Raw genomic sequence first — 21,775 nt, 5'->3', positions numbered from 1 at the left:
AGCATGTTCAACGTCTTGCAACCCGAAGGCTGGGCACCCGCCAAAGGCTATGCCAATGGCATCGAAGCGCGTGGCCGCATGGTGTTCGTCGCGGGCATGATCGGCTGGAACGGCCAGGCCCAGTTCGAGACCGACGACTTTGTGGCCCAGTGCCGCCAGGCCCTGCAAAACATCGTTGACACGCTGGCGTGCGCAGGCGCAGGCCCAGAGCACATGGCCCGTATGACCTGGTACGTCAAGGACAAGAAGGAATACTTGGCGCGAGGACGCGAGTTGGGCAAGGTCTATCAGGAAGTGATTGGCAAGAACTACCCGGCCATGACGCTGGTGCAGGTGGCCGACTTGGTGGAAGACCGGGCTTTGGTTGAGATTGAAGTGACGGCTGTGGTGCCGGAGTGAACCTGTTTATCCCCGCATCGCAATCAAGCGCTCCAGAACCCGTTTGAGCTGGGCAGCGTCGATCACGCCGATGTCGGACATCACTTGCGCTTCGTGCGCGCGGGCTTGGGTCAACAGGGGTTTGACCTTGCGTTGACCGGCTGGGGTCAGGCTCACCAGTGACTGGCGTTTGTCGTGCGGGGCGTCAATGCGCTGCACCCATCCGGCCTCGGCCATGCGCCCCACCAACTTGGTCACAGTGGGCTGTTTGGCCAGCACAATATCGGCCAACTCGCCCACACTCAAACTGTCCTTGCCCGACAGGCTGGCCATCACGCGCCACGCCATCAGGCTCAAACCGTTGGCCTCGACGACTGTATGAAATTCGCTTGAAATCAAATGGCTGGCGCGTGCCAACAAATAAGCCAAGTAATCGTCTACAAAACCACGGGGTGCTGACATGGGAGATTGTTCCAACAGGTGCATTGCGTTCAAAATCACCCCTCACCTTACATGAAAATTCATATAAACTGTTTTTCAAGGCCGTCAACAGGTTGCGTTGGGTGGCGTTTCAGGAGACAAGCATGTTGGTAGAAAAGATCGAACACAAGTGGCTGGCGGCATTTACCCGTACCTTCACGCTGTGCAAAGTCCAACCCGGCGAAGTGGTGGCTATCTTGGCCGAAACCCAATCACGCCGGGTCAACGTGGACTTGGCCCGCCTCGCACTGGAGGCCATGGGCGCCCGCGTGTTTGAAGTGACGCTGACCACACCCGCGCTCACCGCGCCAGCGCCCGTGCGCTCCACAGGTGCCAGCGACGCTATTCAGCAACTCGGCCCCGTGGTGTCTGCATTGGCCCGCGCCGACATGGTGGTGGACTGCACCGTCGAAGGCCTGCTGCACGCGCCCGAGTTGCCCACCATCATGAAGGGCGTGGACGGCCACATGCCGCGCTTGCTCATGGTGTCCAACGAGCATCCTGAAATTTTGGAGCGCACCGTCCCCGATCCGGCGCTCGAAGGCGTGGTGCGTTCCGCCATGAAGAAGCTGCGCGGCGCACAACAAATGCACGTCACGTCTGCCGCAGGCACTGACCTGCGCGTGAACCTGAAACATGGCGACAAACAAGCGGTGGTGGGCGGTGTGTGGGGCTTTTGCACCAAGCCGGGCATGGTCTCGCACTGGCCCGGCGGCTTGGCGCTGGCCTTTCCGGCGGCGGGCAGTGTCAACGGCACGCTGGTCATGGCTCCGGGCGATGTGAACCTGACCTTCAAAAGCTATTTGCGCGACACGATCCGCCTGACCATCGAAAGGGACAGTGTCGTGGCCATCGAGGGGCAGGGCGTGGACGCGGACATGATGCGCGGCTACTACAAGGCCTGGGAAGACTTTGAGGGCCATCGCGCCTGCTATGCGGTGTCGCATGTGGGCTTTGGCCTGAACCCGGCGGCACGCTGGGACGCCATGGCGTTCTACGACAAGCGCGACTGCAACGGCACCGAGCTGCGCGCCTTTGCGGGTAACTTTTTGTACTCGACCGGGGCCAATGAAGTTGCGGGCCGCCACACGCTGGGCCACTTCGATTTGCCCATGCGCGGCTGCACCATCCGGCTCGACGACACGGTGGTGGTCGAAGCGGGTCAAGTCGTGAGCGCGGCGCTGGTATGAGAACGCCAGCCTTCACCGACGTGGGCTTGCCCACACAACCCGTCGTGGTGTTCCTGCACGGTGTGGGCGGTGGCCGGCACGGCTGGGCAGCGCAGCAAGCGCATGTGGCCGCTTTGGGCTGGCGCAGTCTGGCCTGGGACATGCCCGGTTATGGCGACAGCCCCATGGTCACCCCTTATGACTTCGCTCAGCTGGCGCAAGCCCTCTGGCAAATGTTGGACGCGGCGCACATCGAACAAGCCGTTTTGGTGGGCCACAGCATGGGTGCCATGGTCGCCTTGCAGGCTTGGACGCAAAAGCCAGAGCGCATCTGTGGCCTGCTGCTGGCCGCCAGCAGTCCGGCTTTTGGCAACTCCGATGGCGATTTTCAAAAGCAGTTTCTGGCGCAGCGCCTGGCCCCACTGCAAGCGGGCAAAACCATGGGCGACATCGCCGACAAGCTGATCCCCGCCATGGCGGCACCCGGTGGCGATGCAGCTCAATTGATTCCTGCCAAGCTGAAGTTGGCACACCAAAGCATGTCGGCCGTACCGCCCACCACTTACCGCGCTGCCTTGCTTGCGCTGGTGCAGTTCGAGCAACGCGCCGCCTTGCCCACCATCACCGTGCCGGTGTTGTGCTTGGCGGCTGAACATGACCGCACCGCACCGCCCACCGTGATGGAACGCATGGCGCAAAAGATTCCTGGTGCGCGCTACGCCTGTCTGGCGGGCGCGGGCCATTTGCTGCATTACGAACAGCCTAAGGCGTTCAACGCCGAACTCGAAAAATTCTTGAAGGACATGCAACCATGACCGACGTGCAAGCCCCCGTCCAGCGACCAACAATGCCCAACGTGATGCCGATTTGTGGCGACGACTACCCCCTGACCGAAAAGCAACAAAAGCTGATGGCGCTGGCGCGTCAGTTGGGCCGCGACAAATTCGCGCCCCGTGCCGCTCAACTCGACCGCGACGCGCAGTTCCCGTTTGCCAACTACGACGACATGCGCGACTCGGGCCTGCTGGCGCTGTGTGTGCCCGAAGCGCATGGTGGCCAAGGCGCAGATTACGCCACCTATGCCATGGTGTCGGCCGAGATCGGTCGCTATTGCGGGGCCACCGCGCTCACTTTCAACATGCATGTCTGCACCATGCTCTGGAGTGGCCTGCTGTCAGAAGACCTGGAGATGACACCCGAGCAGCGCGCCACCCACCGCCAGCACCAGGCCACACACTTTGCCCGTGTGGTCAAAGACGGCGCGATTTACGCGCAGCCTTTCTCGGAAGGCGGCGCTGCGGCCTCAGGCGCACAACCCTTTGGCACCTTGGCTGTGAAAGTGGATGGCGGCTGGAAGGTCAATGGCAAAAAGATTTTTGCGTCCCTGTCAGACGCCGCCGATTACTTTGGCGTGCTGTGCACCGAGAAGAAAGAGGGCGCTGATCTGTCACGCCGCGATACGCTTTACCTGGCCATCCCGCGCACCTCGCCAGGCCTAACCATCGAAGGCGATTGGGACCCACTGGGCATGCGCGCCACGGTGTCGCGCAACCTGGTGTTCAAAGACGTGTTCGTGCCCGACGACGCGGCGCTCATGCCGCAGGGCCTGTACTTCCAGGCTGCCAGCCGCTGGCCACACATGTTCATGACGCTCTCGCCCACCTACATGGGCATCGCACAAGCGGCTTACGACTTCACCGTGGCTTATTTGCGTGGCGAGATGGCGGGCACCGGCCCCGTCAAGCGCCGCCAGTTCGCGACCAAACAGATCGCGGTGGCCGAGATGTTCATCAAGCTCGAACAAACCCGCAACCTGTTCTTGCGCGCCATTGAAGACGCCAAGGTCGACCCGAGCAAGTCCACCCGCCTGCGTGCCTATGCCGCGCAGTACAGCATCATGGAAAACGCACAAGACATCGCCCGCTTGGCGATCCGCACTTGTGGTGGCCAGTCCATGCTCAAAAGGCTACCGCTTGAGCGACTCTACCGGGACGCGCGCTGCGGCTCGCTCATGCTGCCCTGGACAGCCGAGCTGTGCATGGACCGCATTGGCCGTGAAGCCCTGTACGAACCCGGTGAAAAAGACGAATGACGCAGGTTTCCGAGACCAGCCCGCTGGCTGCTCGTTTTGCGCAACTGGCGCAAACGCACGCCACTTGGCCTGCCATCACCTTCAGGGGGGATGCGCGCAAACCCAAGGGCAGCTGGACGTATGACTTCGCCAAATTCTGGCGGCGCGTCGAGCGCGTGACGGCTCACCTTCAATCGACTTGGGGCGTTCAATCGGGCGACCGCGTGGCTTGGCTCGGCTTCAACCACGAGTTGCAACTGGTCACGCTGGTGGCCTGCGCCCGATTGGGTGCGGTGTTTTTGCCTATGAACTTTCGCTTGGCCGTGCCCGAGCTCCAGCAGGTCGTGCAAGACGCCCTGCCGAGTGTGCTTGTCCACGACAGCCACCATGCCGACACGGCCCTGGCGTTGCTCGCTCAGGGTCTGAAGTCCACGCACCACGACAGCCTGATCGCCACCGCTTCGCCACGCGATCTGCCACGGCCCGTCGTGCACAGCGACCTGCCGCTTCTTCTGGTCTACACCTCAGGCACCACAGGTGTGCCCAAGGGCGCCGTGCACACGCAGGCTGCGCTGCTGGCCAACGCCCGCGCCAGCGCTTGGGCGCATGACTTTGTGCCGGCCGACAAGGTGCTTTCCACATTGCCGCTGTTCCATGTGGGTGGTCTCTGCATCCAGACCTTGCCTGCGCTGCTGGCGGGTGTGCCTGTGGTGCTGCACCCGCGCTTTGACCCGACGGCCTGGCTCGATGAAATGGCCATGAGCCTCCCCACGCTGTCGCTGCTGGTGCCTGCCACCATGCGCGCCGTGTTTGAACACCCGCGCTGGGCCGAGACCTCGCTGGCCTGCCTGCGCGGCATCATGACCGGCTCGTCCACCGTGCCTGTGGCGTATCTGCAGATGCTGCACGCACGCGGGGTACCGGTGGGGCAGGTGTATGGCACCACCGAAACCGGTCCCGTGTCCATTGTGCTGCGCTTGCCCGATGCCATGGCCCGCGTGGGCGCTTCGGGCTGGCCGCACCCGGAGGCACAGGTCCAACTGATTGACACGCATGGACAAGAAGTCGGGCCAGGTGAGACGGGCGAAGTCTGCATTCGCGCCGCCAACCTGATGCGGGGTTATTGGTGTGCCGATGGTGCGCCCAACACGGGTTTGCAAGGTGGTTGGTTCCATTCTGGCGACTTGGGCCAACGCGCCGAAGACGGCTGCATTACCATTGTGGGCCGCAGCAAGGACATGATCATCTCCGGGGGCGAGAACATTTACCCTGCCGAAATCGAAAACCTGCTGGTCACGCTGCCCGGCGTGGCCGAGTGCGCGGTGGTCGGCTTGCCCGATGCGCGCTGGGGCGAGGTGCCAGTGGCCGTGTTGGTTCGCATGAGCGATGCGGCAGGTCAGACCCTCGATGCCGAGGCCGTGATGCAGCATTTGCAAAGCCGCATTGCCCGGTTTAAATTGCCCCGGCGCGTGGTCTTCAGGGACAGCCTGCCCAAGAGCGCTTTGGGCAAGGTGCAAAAGCCCGCTTTGCAGGCGCTTTTGCACGGAACATAACCTGAAATGTTCGCCCTTTCTTCCCCAGCGTGACAGCGTTCTTTAGGCCGCGTGGCATCATCAGCGGGTTCATTCATTCAGAGGTTCAGAGGGTTCAAATGTCACGTTATTTTTCACGTCGCCCGATCTTGGGTATGGCCGCTGCGGTCTTGTTGTCCGCCACCTCAGTGGCTTGGGCCCAAGGCGCTTGGCCCAATAAGCCGGTCAAGATCGTGGTGCCTTTTGCGCCCGGCGGCACCACCGACATCCTGGCCCGTGCGATTGCCCCGGATCTGAGCAAAGCCTTTGGCCAGTCTTTCATCATCGAAAACAAAGGCGGCGCAGGCGGTAACCTGGGCGCGGAACAAGTGGCCAAGTCGGCAGGTGATGGCTATACGCTGCTCATGGGCACTGTGGGCACACACGGCATCAACCGCGCCCTGTATGCCAAGCTGCCCTACGACCCCTTCAAAGACTTCGCGCCCATCACCTTGGTCGCTGGTGTGCCCAACGTCATGGTGATCAATGCCGAGAAAGCCACAGCCAACAAGATCAACAGCGTCAACGACTTCATCAAGTTCGCCCGCGCCAACCCCGGCAAGCTGAACATGGCGTCGAGTGGCAACGGCACCTCCATCCATTTGGCGGGCGAGTTGTTCAAATCGCAAACCGGCACCTTCATGGCGCACATTCCCTACCGTGGCTCCGGTCCCGCCTTGCTCGATTTGGCCGGTGGCACCATGGATGTGATGTTTGACAACTTGCCTTCGGCCATACCGCTGATCAAGTCGGGCAAGCTCAAGGCCCTGGCGGTAACCAGTAGCCAGCGCTCTGCGGCCATGTCTGAATTGCCCACCATCGAAGAGGCGGCTGGCCTCAAAGGTTTTGAAGCCAGCAGCTGGTTCGGTCTCTTGGCGCCAGCCGGCACACCCGCCGATGTGGTCAACCGCATTCAGCAGGAAGTGGCCAAGTCACTGGCTTCCCCTGCCATGAAAGAACGCCTTGCGACATTGGGTGCGATTCCCAGCGGCAACACTCCGGCGCAATTTGCAGCGCTCATTGAGTCAGAACACAAAAAGTGGGCTGAAGTGGTCAAGGTTTCGGGCGCCAAGGTCGACTGATGGCCTGGTTTGACAACTTCGAGCGCCAGATGCTTTCTGTGGATGGCCTGACGGTCTGCTTTCGGCGTTCGGCCGATTGGGCGGCGCAAATGCATTTGCCCGTTCTGGTTTTGCTGCACGGCTTTCCGCAAACCCATGTCATGTGGCATCGCGTCGCACAAAACTTGCGCGGCCGTTACCGGATCGTCATGCCCGATCTTCGCGGCTATGGCGATTCGTCCCATGCCGTGGGCGACGCGCAGCACCTGCATTACAGCAAGCGCGCCATGGCGCAAGAGGTGGTCGGCCTGCTCGATGCCTTGGGCGTGAGCGACTTTTTCTTGTGTGGTCACGACCGGGGCGGGCGCGTGGCGCACCGTTTGGCGCTCGACCACGCGCAACGCGTCAAGAAGCTGTGCATCATCGACATCGCGCCGACCCTCGACATGTACAGCGGTCTTTGGGGCAAAACACCCGAGGTCTCCGGCCCGGTTCTTGACCCGTACTTCGCATTTGCACAGGCCTACTACCATTGGTTCCACCTGACGCAACCCGCACCCCTGCCCGAGTTCATGATCGGTGGCAACCCCAAGGCCTACCTGCACGCCAAACTGGGCGGCTGGGGCAGCCAAGGGTTGGCTTACATCGAACCTGAAGCCTTGGCCGAATACGAACGCGCATTTTGCAACCCGGCGGTGAATGACAAGGGCTGGCCTGCGGCCATCCACAGCGCGGCCGAAGACTACCGCGCCAGCGCTGGCATCGACCTGCAGCACGACCGCGAGGGGCGCGAGCGCGGCGACAAGATTGCCTGCGACACCCTGGTGCTGTGGGGCGATCGGGGCGTGGTCAACCGCATGTTCAAGCCGGTCGAGCTGTGGCAGGCGCAATGCGCTGGCCGAGTCAGTGGTCAGCTGATGTCTTCAGGCCACTTCATTCCGGAAGAGCTGCCCGAGGCCACCAGCGAAGCCTTGGCCAAGTGGATGGTTTGAGTGGGCTGGTTTGGCGGCAGCCTCAGGCCCCGCAGCACTTTTTGTACTTTTTCCCGCTGCCACAGCTGCACGCATCGTTCCGACCCGGCGTGGCTTCCTTGATGACCTGCGCCACACGCGGGCCAATGTTGCGCCAGATTTCGCGCAGGTCGTACACCGCCCACAGCGCTTCGCCGTAGGCGTTCAGCCGCTCTTCGCTGACGCTGGGTGGGCCGTCTTCGGACAAGGCAGACAAGGTGGGCACCGCATCATCGTCTTCGGTCAGGGCCACGATGGCCTCGAGTGACAGGTCGTACCACTTGGCCGCTTCTTTGTCCTTGGGGGTGGCCCATTCTTCGGGCCAGTTTTCCACAGCGAACATGAAACCCAGCGCCCACACCTGCGCAAAAGAGGGGATTTCGCTGTCTTCAATTTCTTCGCGCTCTTCGGGCGGCAAGGATGCAATCGCACCGCGCACATCCATCACCTCGGGTGCATAGGCTTTGTCGTCGTCCAGCGCTTCCACGGGGGTGTCGAGCGCGAGTTTGATTTCGTCAAAACGGCGCTGCCACAAGGCCATGAACTGCTGGCGCTGGGCGTCGTCTGCAAAGCTGCCGCCTTCTTCACCATCGTCCACGCCCAGCAGCATGGGCAGCCATTCGGCATCAGGAATGGCGCGGCGGCAGCACACCAACGCGGCCATGAAACCCTCACAAAACTCCCACTGCGGCGTTTCTTCAAAACGCTCGCGCAGCTCGTCCAGGATGTTGTCCAGGGTGTCAAAGTCTTCGGCTTCCAAGCCAGCGGTCGTGTTCATGGGGTGTTCCTATTGCAATGCGAGGATTGTAGAAGGGGCATTGGACCGCTATGCCTGCGCCTGTCTGCGAGGGATGCACCCGAGGCTTAAGGCGGTGCTTAATGAATAAAGTGTTCAATAAATTTAATTAAGATATACAATAAATACGCTTGAAATATCTCTTGAGGATACAAATGCTCGACATCAACGATGCAATCATCTTGGGCTGCGCGACCCAAGGTGGGACCATGGCCAGCGCTGCGACCGAGCAAACGGGCTTGACGCGGGTAGCGGTTTCGCGGCGCATCAAGAAGTTGGCCGATGCGGGTTACCTGCAGCGCCACGGCACGGGGACCCGGCAAACCTACAGCTTGGGCGAGAAGCGCTTTTGGTTGCACGTTGAACCCCTTGACCAAATCGTGCGTCGCGGTGGCGAGATGGTGGTGTGGGAGCAGCATTTGGCGGCTTTGCTGGCGGACTTGCCGGGCAATGTCAAAAACCTGGCCTACACGGCTTTCACCAAAATACTGAACAACGCCCTCGACCATTCCAATGGCCAGCAGGTGGTGATGGGGATACATGTGCAGGGCGGGCAGCTGCAGATGTTGGTGGGTGATGACGGGGAGGGGATTTTTCTCAAGATCGCTAAAGCGGCGGATTTGTTTGACCCTCGCTTGGCCATCTTGGAGTTGGCCAAAGGCAAGTACACCACCGCGCCCGCGGGCCACTCCGGCATGGGTATTTTTGTGTCGTCGCGCATGATGGATGGCTTTGCCATCGAGTCGCACGGCTTGCGTTTCGACCCGAATGAGGCCAGCGCCCCTTTACCTGTTTTTGACTGGATCGATGCGAACGCACAGCTCAAACCCGCACAGGCGCAAACCGTGGTGCGCATGGCCATTGCGCTGGACAGCACCCGCACGGGCAATGATGTTTACTTCAAATATTTTGAGACAAGCAACGTCGGCGATGCCGAACCCGGCGAGGCTTTTCACACCACAGAAATTCCCGTGCGTTTGGCGCAGCTGAGCAGCGAGCTGGTGTCGCGTTCACAAGCCAAATGGGTGATGAACCGGGCCACCCAGTTCAAGACCGTGATCCTCGATTTCGCGGGTGTGGTCCATGTGGGTCAGGCTTTTGTGGATGAGGTGTTCCGTGTGTTTGCCATCGCACACCCCCACATCCGTCTCAAGACCATGGGCATGAGCCCAGAGGTGGCCAAGCTGGTGAGCTTGTTTGGCGGCGAGAGAGTTTGAGGTTCTGACCTAAAGGGTCAGATCGGTCACGGGCTCAGGGTGTGACCGAGTTCAGCGCTACGCCGCAGCGCTCCAGGCGCTTTTTCATGCACAGCACTTGCGCGTCTTTGCTGTGCAGGGTGGCGGTGTGCTGCACGGCCAGGTCGATGAATTTCTGGTCGTCGGCGTCTTTGCAGGCATAGGGCGCTTTGGGCGCATCGGGTTGAAGCTGTGCCCAGCGGTCAAAGTGGCCGAGCACCGCGTCGGCGGGCAGGGCGCGGTGCATCAGTCGCTTGGCAATTTGCGGGTAGGCCAGCACGCGGGCCAATTCTTCGCGCATGGCGGCGGTGGCCAACCACTGCGTGCTGCCGGTCTCGACGCTGGTGCGCAGTGCTTCGGCCTGAGGTTCGTCAAACACCCACAGGTCAAGCACGATGTTGGTGTCCAGCACGCGGCGCACTGGGGTACTCACACTCATGGGGCAGGCGTTCCGGTATCCCCTGTTGTGTCAGCAGAGGCGTCTGTCGGTGTGCGCTTCAAGCTGCCTTTGATCATGTCAAAGCGGAACATGCGGCATTCGATGGGGCCGTTCCACATGGGCACGCGGCGTGATTCTTTCAGACGCATTTTGCTGGGCAGTTTCAGGTCGGGCGTCAGCATCCAGGCGCTCCAACCGCTGTAGTTTTTCTTCCAGTGGCTGGCCAGTTGGGCGAAGAAGTCAACGCTGTCGTTGCCGTCAATGGTTTGGGCTGTTTCGCGGTGGTGGCTTTGCTCGGCGGCGCGAACACTGGCACGTGCATCCGAAAGCGCACCTGGCCGGAAGTTGTTGCGCCCGCGCCCAGCCACACCCGCTGCGGCAATGCGCTCGCCGTAGGGTGGGTTGAGCAGCATGATGCCGGGGGTCTCGCTGGGGGGCATGCGTTGCAGCGCGTCGCCGCCACGGAATTCGATGACGCCCGACACGCCAGCGCGTTCGGCGTTGCGCTCGGCAAAGTCGACCATGCGGAAGGCCACATCGCTGCCAAAAACCGGTGCGGTGGGTTCGTGTTCCAGGTCGCGGGCTTCTTCGATCAGGCCTTGCCAAACGTGGTTTTGGAAGGGCAACAATTTCTCGAAACCAAATCGGCGCTGCAAACCGGGCGCAATGCCGCAGGCGATTTGCGCCGCTTCGATCGGGATGGTGCCGCTGCCGCAGCAGGAGTCGTACAGCGGTACGGTGGCGTCCCAGCCGCTGGCCGCGATCATGGCTGCGGCCAGGGTTTCCTTCAAAGGCGCGTCGCCCTTGTCGGTGCGCCAGCCGCGCTTGAACAGAGGCTCGCCCGAGGTGTCGATGTAGAGCGTGGCCGTTTCGGGCGTCAGGTGTGCATAGATGCGCACATCGGGCCAGGTGGTGTCTACATTGGGGCGCTCGCCGCGCTTGGCGCGAAAGCGGTCGGCCACGGCGTCTTTGATCTTGAGCGCAGCAAAGTTCAGGCTGGTCAACGGGCTGTGCTGCGCGGTGATGTCGATCTTGAAAGTTTGCTTGGGCGTGAACCAAATTTCCCAGGCCACCTCGCTGGCGGCGTTGTACAGGTCGTTTTCGTTGCGGTAGTCGGTGACCGACAGTTGCACCAACACGCGTTGGGTCAGGCGGCTGTGCAGGTTGATGCGCATGGCGTCACGCCATGAGGCGCGTGCCATCACGCCGCCGCGGCCGGTCATCAAGTCGTGGCCCGTGAGGTCGGTGATGGCGTGCACCTCATCGGCCAAAAAGCCCTCGACGCCCGCGGCGCAAGGCATGAACAGGTTCAATGAATTCACTCAGATACTCTCAAAGGGTTTTGCGCAGATTCGCAGGCGCGATCTTCAGAGCTTCGCGGTACTTGGCTACCGTGCGGCGGGCGCAGTCGATGCCTTGCTCTTTCAACATCTCGGAAATTTGGTTGTCAGACAGCGGTTTGGCGGGTTTTTCAGAGGCGACAAACTGTTTGATGAGCGCCCGAACAGCGGTGCTCGAAGCGGCGCCGCCGCTGTCGGTGCCCAGTCCCGAGCCGAAGAAATACTTCAACTCAAAGGTGCCTTGCGGCGTGGACATGTATTTGGCTGTGGTCACGCGGCTGATGGTGGACTCGTGCATGCCCAGCTCGTCGGCGATCTCGCGCAGCACCAGCGGGCGCATGGCCAGCTCGCCGTGCATCAAGAAGTTTTTCTGACGCTCTACGATGGCCGTCGATACACGCAAGATGGTGTCAAAGCGCTGCTGTATGTTCTTGATGAACCAACGTGCCTCTTGCAGGCGTTGCTGCAGGCCCGCATGGTGGTCACCCTTGCCGCCGCGCAGGGCGTTGGCATAGATGTCGTGCACGCGCAGCTTGGGCATCACGTCGGGGTTGAGCTGGATGCGGAATTTGGGCGTAGCCGTTTTGCTGGTGTTCACCACCAACACATCGGGGATGATGATGTTTTGCTCGGCCTGCACAAAGGGGCGGCCGGGCTTGGGTTCGAGTCGGGCAATGAAGGGGATGGCGGCTTTGACCACGGCTTCGCTCAGGCCGCAAGCCACCGCCAAACGCTTGTAGTCGCGTTTGGCCAGCATCTCCAACGGTAATGCGCAAACGGCCAATGCGGCTTGGGCAACTTCGCTTTGCGGGTCGTCCTTCAGCCAAGCCTTGATTTGGATGCGCAGGCACTCGGCCAAGTCGCGTGCACCCACACCAACGGGTTCGAGCGATTGCAGCAAACCCAGCGCCACGGTGAAGCGGTGTACCAATTCGTCGATCTGTTCGTAGTCATCGGTGCCGGCCAAACTGGCGGCCAGCTCGGGCAGTGTGTCGGTCAGGTAGCCATCGTCATTGAGCGATTCGATCAAAAAGCGCAGGGCGGCGCGGTCCACTTCCGACAGGCGAAGTGACAAAGCCTGACGGTGCAAAAAGTCGGTGAGGGACCCGCTGCTGCGGGCCAAGTCAATGGCGTCTGCGGTTTCTTCGCCGTTCTTTTGACGGGGTGTGGCATCGCCCCCCCATTCGCTGTCGTCAGGGCGCATGTCCACGCTGCCGTCGCCATCCCAGCTTTCGGCCACGTCGGTCACGACTTCGTCGCGGGTTTCGCTGGCGCTGTCCTCGCTGCTGCTGGAGGTGCTGGCACTTTCGCTGACGCGGTCGCCTAAGCTCACGTAGCTGTCTGCTTGCTCCAGACCAAAGGCTTCGGCAGGGGCCTCTTCTTCGGCGCGTTCCAAAAAGGGGTTCTCGTCCAGCATCTGGTCGACTTCTTGCGACAGCTCCAGTGTGGACAGCTGCAGCAGGCGTATCGATTGTTGCAACTGGGGCGTGAGCGCCAGGTGCTGGGACATGCGCAGCGACAGGCCGGGTTTCATGGCTGTGCTCTCATGGCGTGGACGCGGGGGGTGCTCATCACATCCTGAAGTGTTCGCCCAGGTACACCCGGCGCACATCGGCGTTGGCCACGATCTCGTCGGGTGTGCCTTCGGCCAGCACGCGGCCTTCGCTGATGATGTAGGCGTGGTCGCAGATGCCCAGCGTCTCGCGCACATTGTGGTCGGTGATCAGCACGCCAATGCCGCGCTGCTTCAAGAAAGCGATGATGCGCTGGATCTCGATCACCGCGATCGGGTCGATGCCGGCGAAGGGTTCATCCAACAAAATGAAGCGTGGATCGGTGGCCAATGCGCGTGCAATTTCGACGCGGCGGCGTTCACCACCCGACAGCGCCACCGAGGGCGAGTCGCGCAGATGGTCCACCCGCAAATCGCCCAACAACTCACTCAGGCGTTTTTCGACATCGGCATGGCTCAGGGCGCGTCCTTGTGCATCGGTTTGCAGTTCCAAAATGGCGCGCACGTTGTCGGCCACCGAGAGCTTGCGAAAAATCGAGGCCTCTTGCGGCAAGTATGACAAGCCCATGCGCGAACGCTTGTGAATGGGCATGCGGGTGACGTCTTCGCCATCAATCAGGATTTGTCCGCCATCGGCACGAACCAGGCCCACGATCATGTAAAACGAAGTGGTTTTGCCTGCGCCGTTGGGGCCGAGCAAACCCACGACCTCACCTTTGTCGACCTGCACCGACACGTCGTGCACCACCTTTCGGCTGCCATAGGCTTTTTGAAGGTGGTGCGCTTCCAGACGGCTGGGCTTGTCGGTTGGGCTCATGGCTTTTGGTTGGGCGCCATGCCCGGACTGGTTCGCAATGCGGGGGGCGCCACAGGCGGCGCATTGTCTGGTGTTTTGGTGCGTGGTACCAAGGTGGCACGCACCCGCCGCTCAGCAGACTGGCTGGGTTGGCCGTCCACGGTGATCACTTCGGTGATGTTGTTGAAGACGATGGTGTGACCTTGCAACTGGTTGGCCACTTCGGTGCCGCGCAGGATGCGCATGTCGGCCCGGCGTATCAAGGTAACGACATCGGATTGGTTGTCGTAGGTGACTTCTTCGGCTTCACCTTCGGTGTACTCATTCAGGCCTTCGCGTTTTTGCCTGAAAAACACGCGCTCTGTGGGGGCGGCCCACAACTTGGCCACTTGGCGGCCTTGGCTGTCTTGCTGCACGTCCATGCGGGCGGCCCGCATGACCAAGGTGCCCTTGGTGGCCACCACCTTGCCTGTGAATTGGGTCAAGAGCTTGGCCTCGTCGTGTCGCATGCTGTCGGCTTCGATCTGCATGGGTTTGTCGCGGTCGGCTTTCTCTGCCAAGCAGGGCCAAGCCAGCAGGCTGGCGCACAGCGCCAAAAGGGCCAGGATGGGGCGGCTGATAAGGGTAGAAGTTTTGGAGGGCATGAATCTTGCTGAGCAACGCAACCATTGTAGGTGCAAGTTTCGCCGGTTCAAACCCAAACGACACCCCATCACGCCTCAAAAAACCAAAAAAAACCCGCAAACACAAGTGCTTGCGGGTGGGTGGGCATCACAACGCGGGGTCGAGCCGCCGCAAACTGGGCCTCAGCGGCCCTGTCGGCTTTGGGCGATCAGGGCTTCGGCCACCTTGAGGGCGCGGTCCATGTTGCCAGCCAACGTGCCATCGATGTAGTAACGGCCAGCCACGCCCAATGAAGGAACACCTTCAATTTTGAAGTCATTTTGCAATTGCACAGCCCGTTTGGCTTTGGCAGCCACGCCAAACGACTTGTAGGTCTCGGCAAACTTGGCTTTGTCCAGGCCTTGTTTCTCAGCCCAAGCCAAGACCGTGGCTTCGCTGTTGAGCATGAGTTTTTCGCCGTGGATGGCGTTGAACACCCGGATGTGCATTTTTTCAACCAGGTTCATCGCTTCCAGCGTGTAGTAAAGGCGCTGCTGAGGCACAAAGTCTTCGCGGAAAGCCACGGGCACCCTTCGCACCACCACGTCTTTGGGGGCGTTTTTGGCCCATTGCTCAAAGACGGGTTCAAACGCATTGCAGTGGGGGCAGCTGTACCAAAAGAACTCCAGTATTTCGATCTTGCCGCTGCCCGATTCGGTAGCCACCGGGCGCTCAAGGGTGATGTAGTCCTTGCCGGAACGGAAGGCTTGCTGTGCCCAAGCAGAGGTGCTGCCCAACCAAGCGGTCAACGACAGCATGAGGGTGGAGAAAAGGCGACGTTTCATGGTGTGCTCCCTTAGATGACAAGAAGGCGGTCAGCGTTGAACGCGGACCAAGGTGTTTTCGATGCCATTGGACTCGAGTTGGGTGCGGATACGTTCTGCGACGTTTTTGTCACTGAACGGCCCCATGCGGACACGGTACACCACACGGCCAGCTTGGTCGCGCTCGGACACTTTGGCATCCAGACCCAGCATGGCCAGCTTGGCCTTTTGGGCATCGGCATCGGCGCTGGTGCGGTACGCCCCTGCCTGGACCAGGTAGTCAAACGGATCAGCTGCATCAGGCGGTGTCACGGGCGTGCTCAGGCCCGATTTGGCCTTGGCCAAATCGCCCAGTGGGTCAGCGGTCACTGCGGGGCGAGGCACGGGTTTGGCCGCGTCAGTTGCAGGACTCTCCACAGTGGATTGGCTGGCGCTGGGCGCCACAGGCGGCTCGGCGGGCGCCTTGGGTTGCAGCACGCTGTTGGGGTTCCAGTCCTTGTTCTTTTGGGTTTCCTGCACATCTTGGGCGTTGGTGCGGGGTTGGTTTTTATTTGAAAACGGTGTGGGCACCTTGGTCACATAAATGGCCACGCCCAAGGCCACGCCCAGACCCAAAACCAGGCCCATGATGAAACCTAAAAAAGTGCCGCCACGTTGGGTTGTCAAAGTCATGTCCAATCCATTCACATTTTTTGCGGGGCCGACACACCCAGCACCTTGAGGCCATTGCGCAGCACCTGCGCAGTGGCGGCTACCAGCGCCAAGCGCGCTTTTTTGACGGTTTCGTCGTCCACCAAAATGCGTTCGGCGTCGTAGTAGCTGTGGTATTGCGAGGCCAGGTCGCGCAAGTAAAAGGTCACGTCGTGCGGCGCAAAATCGGTGGCCGCCGATGTGAGCATTTCAGGGTACTTGGCCAAGGCCAGCATGAGCGCGTGGGCCTGCGGGCTTTGCAGAGGCGACAGGTCAACGTGCGTCAGGCTGGCGATGTCACCGCCGTCTTTTTCTTTCCATGCCGCCAATACCGAGCAAATGCGGGCATGGGCGTATTGCACGTAATACACAGGGTTGTCATTGTTTTGTGCCAGCGCCAGGTCGATGTCGAAGATGTATTCGGTGTCGGGCTTGCGTGACAGCAAGAAGAAACGCACCGCGTCTTTGCTGGTCCATTCGATCAGGTCGCGCAGCGTGACGTAACTGCCTGCACGCTTGGAGATCTTGACCTCCTCACCGCCGCGCATCACGCGCACCATGGTGTGCAGCACGTAGTCAGGGTAGCCCTCGGGAATGCCGACATTGGCCGCTTGCAAGCCCGCACGCACCCGGGCAATCGTGCCGTGGTGGTCGGTGCCCTGGATGTTCACCACGCGCGAAAAGCCGCGCTCCCATTTGGCGATGTGGTAGGCCACATCGGGCACAAAGTAGGTGTAGGTGCCGTCGCCTTTGCGCATGACGCGGTCTTTGTCGTCGCCGTAGTCTGTGGATTTCAGCCACAAGGCGCCGTCTTGCTCATAGGTCTTGCCTGCGTCTTTGAGTTTTTGCACCGCCGCATCGACCTTGCCGCTGGTGTACAGGCTGGACTCCAAGTAATAGTTGTCGAACCGAACATCAAAGGCCTTCAGGTCGAGGTCTTGTTCGCGGCGCAAATAGGCCACGGCGAACTCGCGCATGCCGTCCACATCGTTCACATCGCCGCTGGCCGTGCAGCTGCGGTCATCGGACTGCACGGTTTTGCCCGCCAGAAAATCGGTGGCAATGTCTTGGATGTAGTCGCCGTTGTAAAACGCTTTGCTTGCCGGGTTGTCGGGGTCGGTAGGCCAGGTGGCATCGCCGGGTTGGATGCCCTGGGCCCGCATGTGCGTGCTCTTGGCCAGCGTGCCAATCTGCACGCCCGCATCGTTGTAATAGAACTCGCGGTAGACCTGATGGCCTTGTGAGGCGAGCAGGTTGCAAATGGCGTCGCCCAAAGCCGCTTGGCGACCGTGGCCCACATGCAGGGGGCCTGTGGGGTTGGCCGAGACGAATTCAACCAGCACCTTGTTTGGCTGGGCGGCTTGTTCGCCAAAGCATTCGGCCGCTTGCAGGACCTCGTGCACCACGGCTTGTTTGGCCGTGTCTTTCAGGCGGATGTTGATGAAGCCCGGGCCTGCGATTTCAATGGCGTCGACCCAGCGCTCAAATGCCGGGGTGGCCAGCAAGGCGCTGCGCAGGGTTTCGGACAGCTGCCGTGGGTTTTGCTTGAGGGCTTTGGCCAGCTGCATCGCGGCGGTGCAGGCCAGGTCGCCATGGGCAGCCACTTTGGGCGATTCAAAGGCCGCACGCGCACCGGCGCCGGTTTGGAGTTTTTCCAGCTCGGCGGCCAAGGCCGTGAGCAAATGTTGTTTGGCTGAAAGCATAGAGGGCGATTTTACGGGTTGCACCTCATGCAACTCGGTACCAATGCAGACGGCCGTGCGTGTGGGGGGTCAATGCCCGTTCACTTGCCAAAAGCCGGGTTGGGCGTAATGGTGTTTGAGGTGGTCGATCCACAGTCGCACCCGCAGGGGCAAGTGCTTGCGTTGAGGGAACACCACAAATATGCCGTTGGGCGGTGCGGCAAAGTTTTCCAGCACCGCCACCAGTTGGCCCGCGCGAATTTCGGCCTCCACTTCCCAGGTGCTGCGCCAAGCGATGCCATAACCTGCCAAGCACCAGTCGTGCAGCACTTGTCCGTCAGAGCAGTCCAGAGGCCCTCCTGGGCGCAGGTGGACCACCTCGTGACCACCTTCTGTGGGGTTGCGAAAAGCCCAGCCTCGGGTCTGAGATGCGTCACTCGACAAGGTCAAGCAGTCGTGTTGCAGCAAGTCGGATGGCTGCAAGGGCGTGCCGTGTTTGGCCAAATAGCCCGGCGTGGCCACGCACAGGCGGCGGTTGTCGGCCAATCGAACGCTGACCAAAGACGAGTCAGGCAGATCGCCCACGCGCACGGCACAGTCGAAACCTTCGGCGGCCAGGTCCACCACCCGGTCACTGAGGTTCAATGAAATCGACACATCAGGGTGCAGCTCGCGAAAGCGCGGCACCAGAGGCGCCACATGCCGACGCCCGAATCCGGCGGGCGCGGTGATGCGCAAATGCCCACTGGCCTTGACGCCTCCGGCCGACACACTGGCTTCTGCATTGGCCACATCGGAGAGCAAGCGCTGACAATCTTCCAAAAACGCGCTGCCTTCGTGCGTCAGGCTGATCCGCCGCGTGGTGCGCATCAGCAGTTTTACGCCTAAATTTTCTTCAAGGGCATCGAGCCGCCTGCCGATGATGGCCGGTGCCACCCCTTCGGCCCGTGCCGCTGCGGTCAGGCTGCCTTTGGTGGCCACCGAGACGAAGGTTTCGAAAACTTTGAGCTTGTCCATGCGACCCGATTATGCGGGTCCAAGTTTGCAATGCCCGGGTCTGAGCGAGGGATTGATGCGTGCAGGGTGTCAACGGCCAAGCCAGCCTTTGGGCAAGCCCGCCTCGGGCGTCATGCCGTACAGCGGCTCGCCAGGCAGCCCTGCTTTGAGCGGTTCCCGTGCGGCCATGAGTTGTGGAAGATCGATCCCGGTGGACACGCCCATGGCCTCGAACATGAAGACCAAGTCTTCGGTCACCACATTGCCTGAAGCACCTGGCGCATAAGGGCAACCGCCCAGGCCGCCGAGCGAGCTGTCGAAGGTGCGCACACCCGCCTCGTAAGCGGCCAGGCAATTGGCCAAGCCCAGGCCCCGGGTGTTGTGCATGTGGGCCGCGCCTGTCAATGCGCCAATCTCGCTGAAAAGCGCTTTGAACAAGCGCGTCACCTGCGCCGGGTTGCCCATGCCGGTGGTGTCCGAGAGGCCAATTTCGTCCACCCCCGCTTGCGCCAGTTGTGCCGCCAAACGCAACACATCGGCTTCGGGCACCCAGCCTTGCAGGGTGCAACCAAAGGCGGTGGACATGCCCACCTCAACCGGCACGCCCGGTGCGATCTCGTCGCGCAGGCGAAGAACCGCCCGCACTTCTTCAACCATGGCTTCGGGGGTTTTGCGCACGTTCGCCAACGAATGTGCCGGGCTGGCCGATACAGGCAGGGTGAGCTTTTGAGCACCCGCAGCCAGGGCGGCCTGCGCGCCGCGCAAGTTGGGCACTAAAGCCATGATGCGCACGCCCGTGTGGCGCAATGCATGCTGCACGACCAGCGCAGCATCGGCCATTTGCGGCAACAGCTGGGCGGGCACAAAAGAGGCAACTTCGATCTCGCGCAGGCCTGCCGCTGCCAGCGCATCGATCCAGCGCAGTTTGTCAGGCGTGGGCATGGTGGCCTTGACCGATTGCAGCCCATCGCGTGGGCCGACTTCGCTGATCAAAACTTCAGAGGGCAAAACTGGGGTGTTGGGGCGTGTCATGGCTGAATTAAACCGCAGAGCTTCAAGCGTTTCGATCCGCCCGTGAGGACCTACATTTGTGTTTAAAAGTCATGGGTCTATGCAGTTTGGGCGAGTTTATCGGTGTCTAAATTTAGAATAGAGTCTTTTCTAAGAAGTGTCACGCTGCTTTTGGCACAACCAGCAGCGCGACCACGCCCCATTTTTTTGACTTGACCCCAGAGGTTTTCATGACTGCACGCACCGCGATTCACAACCTGCAAGTGGCCAACCCGCTGCTGAACTTCATCAACGACCAGATGCTGCCCGCCACCGGTGTGGACAAAGACAAGTTCTGGAAGGGCTTCAACGACATCGTGGCCGACTTGGCCCCGAAAAACATCGCCTTGCTGGCCGAGCGTGATCGCATCCAGACCGCTATGGACGCGTGGCACACCGCCAACCCCGGCCCTGTGGCTGAAGGCAAGGCCATGAAGGCCTACCGCAAATACCTCGCACAAATCGGCTACCTGGTGCCCGAGCCCCGCAACGCCCAAGCCACCACCGCCAACGTGGACGCCGAGCTGGCCAAGCTGGCGGGCCCTCAGTTGGTCGTGCCCATCCTGAATGCCCGTTACGCCCTGAACGCCGCCAACGCCCGTTGGGGCAGCTTGTATGACGCGCTGTACGGCACTGACGCCATCTCTGAGGCCGATGGTTGCGAAAAAGGCACGGGCTACAACCCCAAGCGTGGCGCCAAAGTCATAGCCTACTGCCGCAACGTGCTCGACCGCTGCGCGCCACTGAAGACCGGCTCGCATGTGGGCAGCAAGGGCTACGCCGTCAAAGCGGGCAAGCTGGTGGTGACCCTGGCCAATGGCAAGAGCACCACGCTGCAGAACGCCAAGCAGTTTGTGGGCTACACCGGCGATGCCAAGGCTCCCGCCTCGGTGCTGTTCGTGCACAACGGCATCCACCTCGATCTGCAAATCAACAAGTCCACGCCGATTGGCAAGACCGACCCCGCTGGCGTGTCCGACCTGATCGCTGAAAGCGCTTTGTCTACCATTCTTGACCTCGAAGACTCGGTGGCCGCGGTGGATGCCGACGACAAAGTGCTGGCCTATGCCAACTGGCTGGGCATCTTGCAAGGCAGCCTGAGCGAAGAAGTGCAAAAGGGCGGCAAGACTTTCACCCGTACCATGAACGGTGACCGCGAGTACACCAAACCCGCGGGTAAGGGTTCCGTCAAGCTGCACGGCCGCTCGCTCATGTTCGTGCGCAACGTCGGTCACCTGATGACCAACCCCGCCATTTTGTACAAAGGCGCGGATGGCAAGAACCACGAGATCCCTGAAGGCATCCTGGATGCGATGATCACCGTGACCTGCGCCCTGGTGGACTTGCAGAAAAAGTCCTCGCACCCCCTGCGCAACAGCCGCACCGGCAGCGTCTACATCGTCAAGCCCAAAATGCACGGACCGGCCGAAGTCGCGTTCGCCGACGAGCTGTTTGGCCGCGTCGAAAAAGTCATCGGCATGAAGCCTTCCACCGTCAAGTTGGGCATCATGGACGAAGAGCGCCGCACCAGCGCCAACCTCAAAGCCTGTATCGCTGCAGCCAAGAGCCGCGTGGCCTTCATCAACACCGGTTTCCTGGACCGCACCGGCGACGAGATGCACACCTGCATGTTGGCTGGCCCTGTCATGCGCAAGGGCGACATCAAGAACAGCACTTGGCTGGGGGCGTATGAGAAGAACAACGTCAACGTGGGCCTGGCCTGCGGCCTGCGTGGTCGTGCCCAGATCGGCAAAGGCATGTGGGCCATGCCCGACCTGATGGCCGACATGCTCAAGGCCAAAATTGGCCACCCCATGGCCGGTGCCAACACCGCTTGGGTGCCCAGCCCCACCGCCGCCACGCTGCACGCCATGCACTACCACCAGGTGGATGTGCCCGCCCTGCAAAAGCAGATGGAAAAGGCCGTGGCAAAGCTTGACCCGAAACAACTGCGCGAAGACACCCTCAACGCCTTGTTGCAGTTCCCCGTGGTGGCCAAAGACGCTGCCAACTGGTCGGCCGAAGACAAGCAAAAGGAACTCGACAACAACGCCCAAGGCATCTTGGGCTA

The 21,775-nt window shown here is 61.2% G+C and carries 21 protein-coding genes; 9 read left to right on the top strand and 12 right to left on the bottom strand.

Features of this window, described 5'->3' with window-relative positions:
• The first annotated feature begins 3 nt into the window (after positions 1-3).
• Entirely contained in the window at positions 4-399 is a 396-nt protein-coding gene (locus Q1M54_RS14955; protein WP_300558823.1) for a RidA family protein, read from the top strand.
• A gap of 6 nt (positions 400-405) precedes the next feature.
• Here the strand turns inward: Q1M54_RS14955 and Q1M54_RS14950 are convergent, their stop codons facing one another.
• Entirely contained in the window at positions 406-840 is a 435-nt protein-coding gene (locus tag Q1M54_RS14950; protein ID WP_300558822.1) for a MarR family transcriptional regulator, read from the bottom strand.
• 122 nt (positions 841-962) lie between these two features.
• On the opposite strand from Q1M54_RS14950, the gene Q1M54_RS14945 reads away from it, so the two are divergent.
• The 6 genes from Q1M54_RS14945 (at position 963) to Q1M54_RS14920 (ending at position 7,722) form a co-directional block, all read left to right on the top strand.
• Entirely contained in the window at positions 963-2,048 is a 1,086-nt protein-coding gene (locus Q1M54_RS14945) for a peptidase M29 (protein ID WP_300558821.1), read from the top strand.
• Positions 2,045-2,842, top strand: a complete 798-nt coding sequence (locus Q1M54_RS14940; RefSeq protein ID WP_300558820.1) for an alpha/beta fold hydrolase — start codon at positions 2,045-2,047, stop codon at positions 2,840-2,842. The genes Q1M54_RS14945 and Q1M54_RS14940 overlap by 4 nt, the downstream gene beginning before the upstream one ends.
• 32 nt (positions 2,843-2,874) lie before the next feature.
• Entirely contained in the window at positions 2,875-4,119 is a 1,245-nt protein-coding gene (locus Q1M54_RS14935) for an acyl-CoA dehydrogenase family protein (RefSeq protein ID WP_300558835.1), read from the top strand.
• Positions 4,116-5,651, top strand: a complete 1,536-nt coding sequence (locus tag Q1M54_RS14930) for an AMP-binding protein (RefSeq protein WP_300558806.1) — start codon at positions 4,116-4,118, stop codon at positions 5,649-5,651. The genes Q1M54_RS14935 and Q1M54_RS14930 overlap by 4 nt, the downstream gene beginning before the upstream one ends.
• Positions 5,652-5,785: 134 nt before the next feature.
• Positions 5,786-6,751 (top strand): tripartite tricarboxylate transporter substrate binding protein, encoded by a 966-nt coding sequence (locus Q1M54_RS14925; protein ID WP_300558833.1) that lies wholly within the window; start codon positions 5,786-5,788, stop codon positions 6,749-6,751.
• On the top strand, positions 6,751-7,722 hold the full coding sequence (locus Q1M54_RS14920; protein WP_300558804.1) for an alpha/beta hydrolase: 972 nt from the start codon (positions 6,751-6,753) through the stop codon (positions 7,720-7,722). Before Q1M54_RS14925 ends, Q1M54_RS14920 begins: the two co-directional genes overlap by 1 nt.
• A 22-nt stretch (positions 7,723-7,744) precedes the next feature.
• Here Q1M54_RS14920 and Q1M54_RS14915 read toward each other — a convergent pair whose 3' ends face one another.
• Positions 7,745-8,518: a UPF0149 family protein gene (locus Q1M54_RS14915; RefSeq protein WP_300558802.1), complete on the bottom strand. Its 774-nt coding sequence runs from the start codon at positions 8,516-8,518 to the stop codon at positions 7,745-7,747.
• 173 nt (positions 8,519-8,691) lie between these two features.
• Between Q1M54_RS14915 and Q1M54_RS14910 the strand changes: the two genes are divergently transcribed.
• Positions 8,692-9,753, top strand: a complete 1,062-nt coding sequence (locus Q1M54_RS14910; RefSeq protein WP_300558800.1) for a DUF4325 domain-containing protein — start codon at positions 8,692-8,694, stop codon at positions 9,751-9,753.
• A 34-nt stretch (positions 9,754-9,787) separates the two neighbouring features.
• Here Q1M54_RS14910 and Q1M54_RS14905 read toward each other — a convergent pair whose 3' ends face one another.
• The 10 genes from Q1M54_RS14905 to Q1M54_RS14860 all read right to left on the bottom strand — a co-directional run bounded on the left by Q1M54_RS14905 (position 9,788) and on the right by Q1M54_RS14860 (position 19,686).
• Complete coding sequence (locus Q1M54_RS14905) at positions 9,788-10,210, bottom strand: PIN domain-containing protein (protein ID WP_300558798.1); 423 nt, start codon at positions 10,208-10,210, stop codon at positions 9,788-9,790.
• Positions 10,207-11,532, bottom strand: a complete 1,326-nt coding sequence (locus Q1M54_RS14900; RefSeq protein WP_300558795.1) for a THUMP domain-containing protein — start codon at positions 11,530-11,532, stop codon at positions 10,207-10,209. The genes Q1M54_RS14905 and Q1M54_RS14900 overlap by 4 nt, the downstream gene beginning before the upstream one ends.
• Before the next feature lie 10 nt (positions 11,533-11,542).
• Positions 11,543-13,084: an RNA polymerase factor sigma-54 gene (locus Q1M54_RS14895; RefSeq protein ID WP_300558792.1), complete on the bottom strand. Its 1,542-nt coding sequence runs from the start codon at positions 13,082-13,084 to the stop codon at positions 11,543-11,545.
• Between the two features lie 37 nt (positions 13,085-13,121).
• Entirely contained in the window at positions 13,122-13,880 is a 759-nt protein-coding gene (gene lptB, locus Q1M54_RS14890; protein ID WP_300558789.1) for an LPS export ABC transporter ATP-binding protein, read from the bottom strand.
• Complete coding sequence (lptA, locus tag Q1M54_RS14885) at positions 13,877-14,503, bottom strand: lipopolysaccharide transport periplasmic protein LptA (protein WP_300558786.1); 627 nt, start codon at positions 14,501-14,503, stop codon at positions 13,877-13,879. Before lptA ends, lptB begins: the two co-directional genes overlap by 4 nt.
• Before the next feature lie 162 nt (positions 14,504-14,665).
• Positions 14,666-15,307 carry a thiol:disulfide interchange protein DsbA/DsbL gene (locus tag Q1M54_RS14880; protein WP_300558783.1) on the bottom strand — a complete coding sequence of 214 codons (642 nt, stop codon included), beginning with the start codon at positions 15,305-15,307 and terminating at the stop codon, positions 14,666-14,668.
• Positions 15,308-15,337: 30 nt separating this feature from the next.
• Complete coding sequence (locus Q1M54_RS14875; protein ID WP_300558780.1) at positions 15,338-15,958, bottom strand: SPOR domain-containing protein; 621 nt, start codon at positions 15,956-15,958, stop codon at positions 15,338-15,340.
• 11 nt (positions 15,959-15,969) lie between these two features.
• Positions 15,970-17,679, bottom strand: a complete 1,710-nt coding sequence (gene argS, locus Q1M54_RS14870) for an arginine--tRNA ligase (protein WP_300558778.1) — start codon at positions 17,677-17,679, stop codon at positions 15,970-15,972.
• Between the two features lie 69 nt (positions 17,680-17,748).
• Positions 17,749-18,675: a LysR family transcriptional regulator gene (locus tag Q1M54_RS14865; RefSeq protein WP_300558775.1), complete on the bottom strand. Its 927-nt coding sequence runs from the start codon at positions 18,673-18,675 to the stop codon at positions 17,749-17,751.
• Positions 18,676-18,744: 69 nt separating this feature from the next.
• A complete protein-coding gene (locus Q1M54_RS14860; RefSeq protein ID WP_300558772.1) occupies positions 18,745-19,686 on the bottom strand; it encodes a hydroxymethylglutaryl-CoA lyase in 942 nt (313 codons plus the stop codon).
• Positions 19,687-19,895: 209 nt separating this feature from the next.
• Here Q1M54_RS14860 and Q1M54_RS14855 point away from each other — a divergent pair.
• Positions 19,896-21,775, top strand: a 1,880-nt coding sequence (locus Q1M54_RS14855) for a malate synthase G (protein ID WP_300558769.1), incomplete at its 3' end; no start/stop codon positions are given.

Source organism: Limnohabitans sp. Rim8 (assembly GCF_943326455.1).
GTDB lineage: Bacteria > Pseudomonadota > Gammaproteobacteria > Burkholderiales > Burkholderiaceae_C > Limnohabitans_A.
This window is presented reverse-complemented; position numbering and strand designations above follow the sequence as displayed.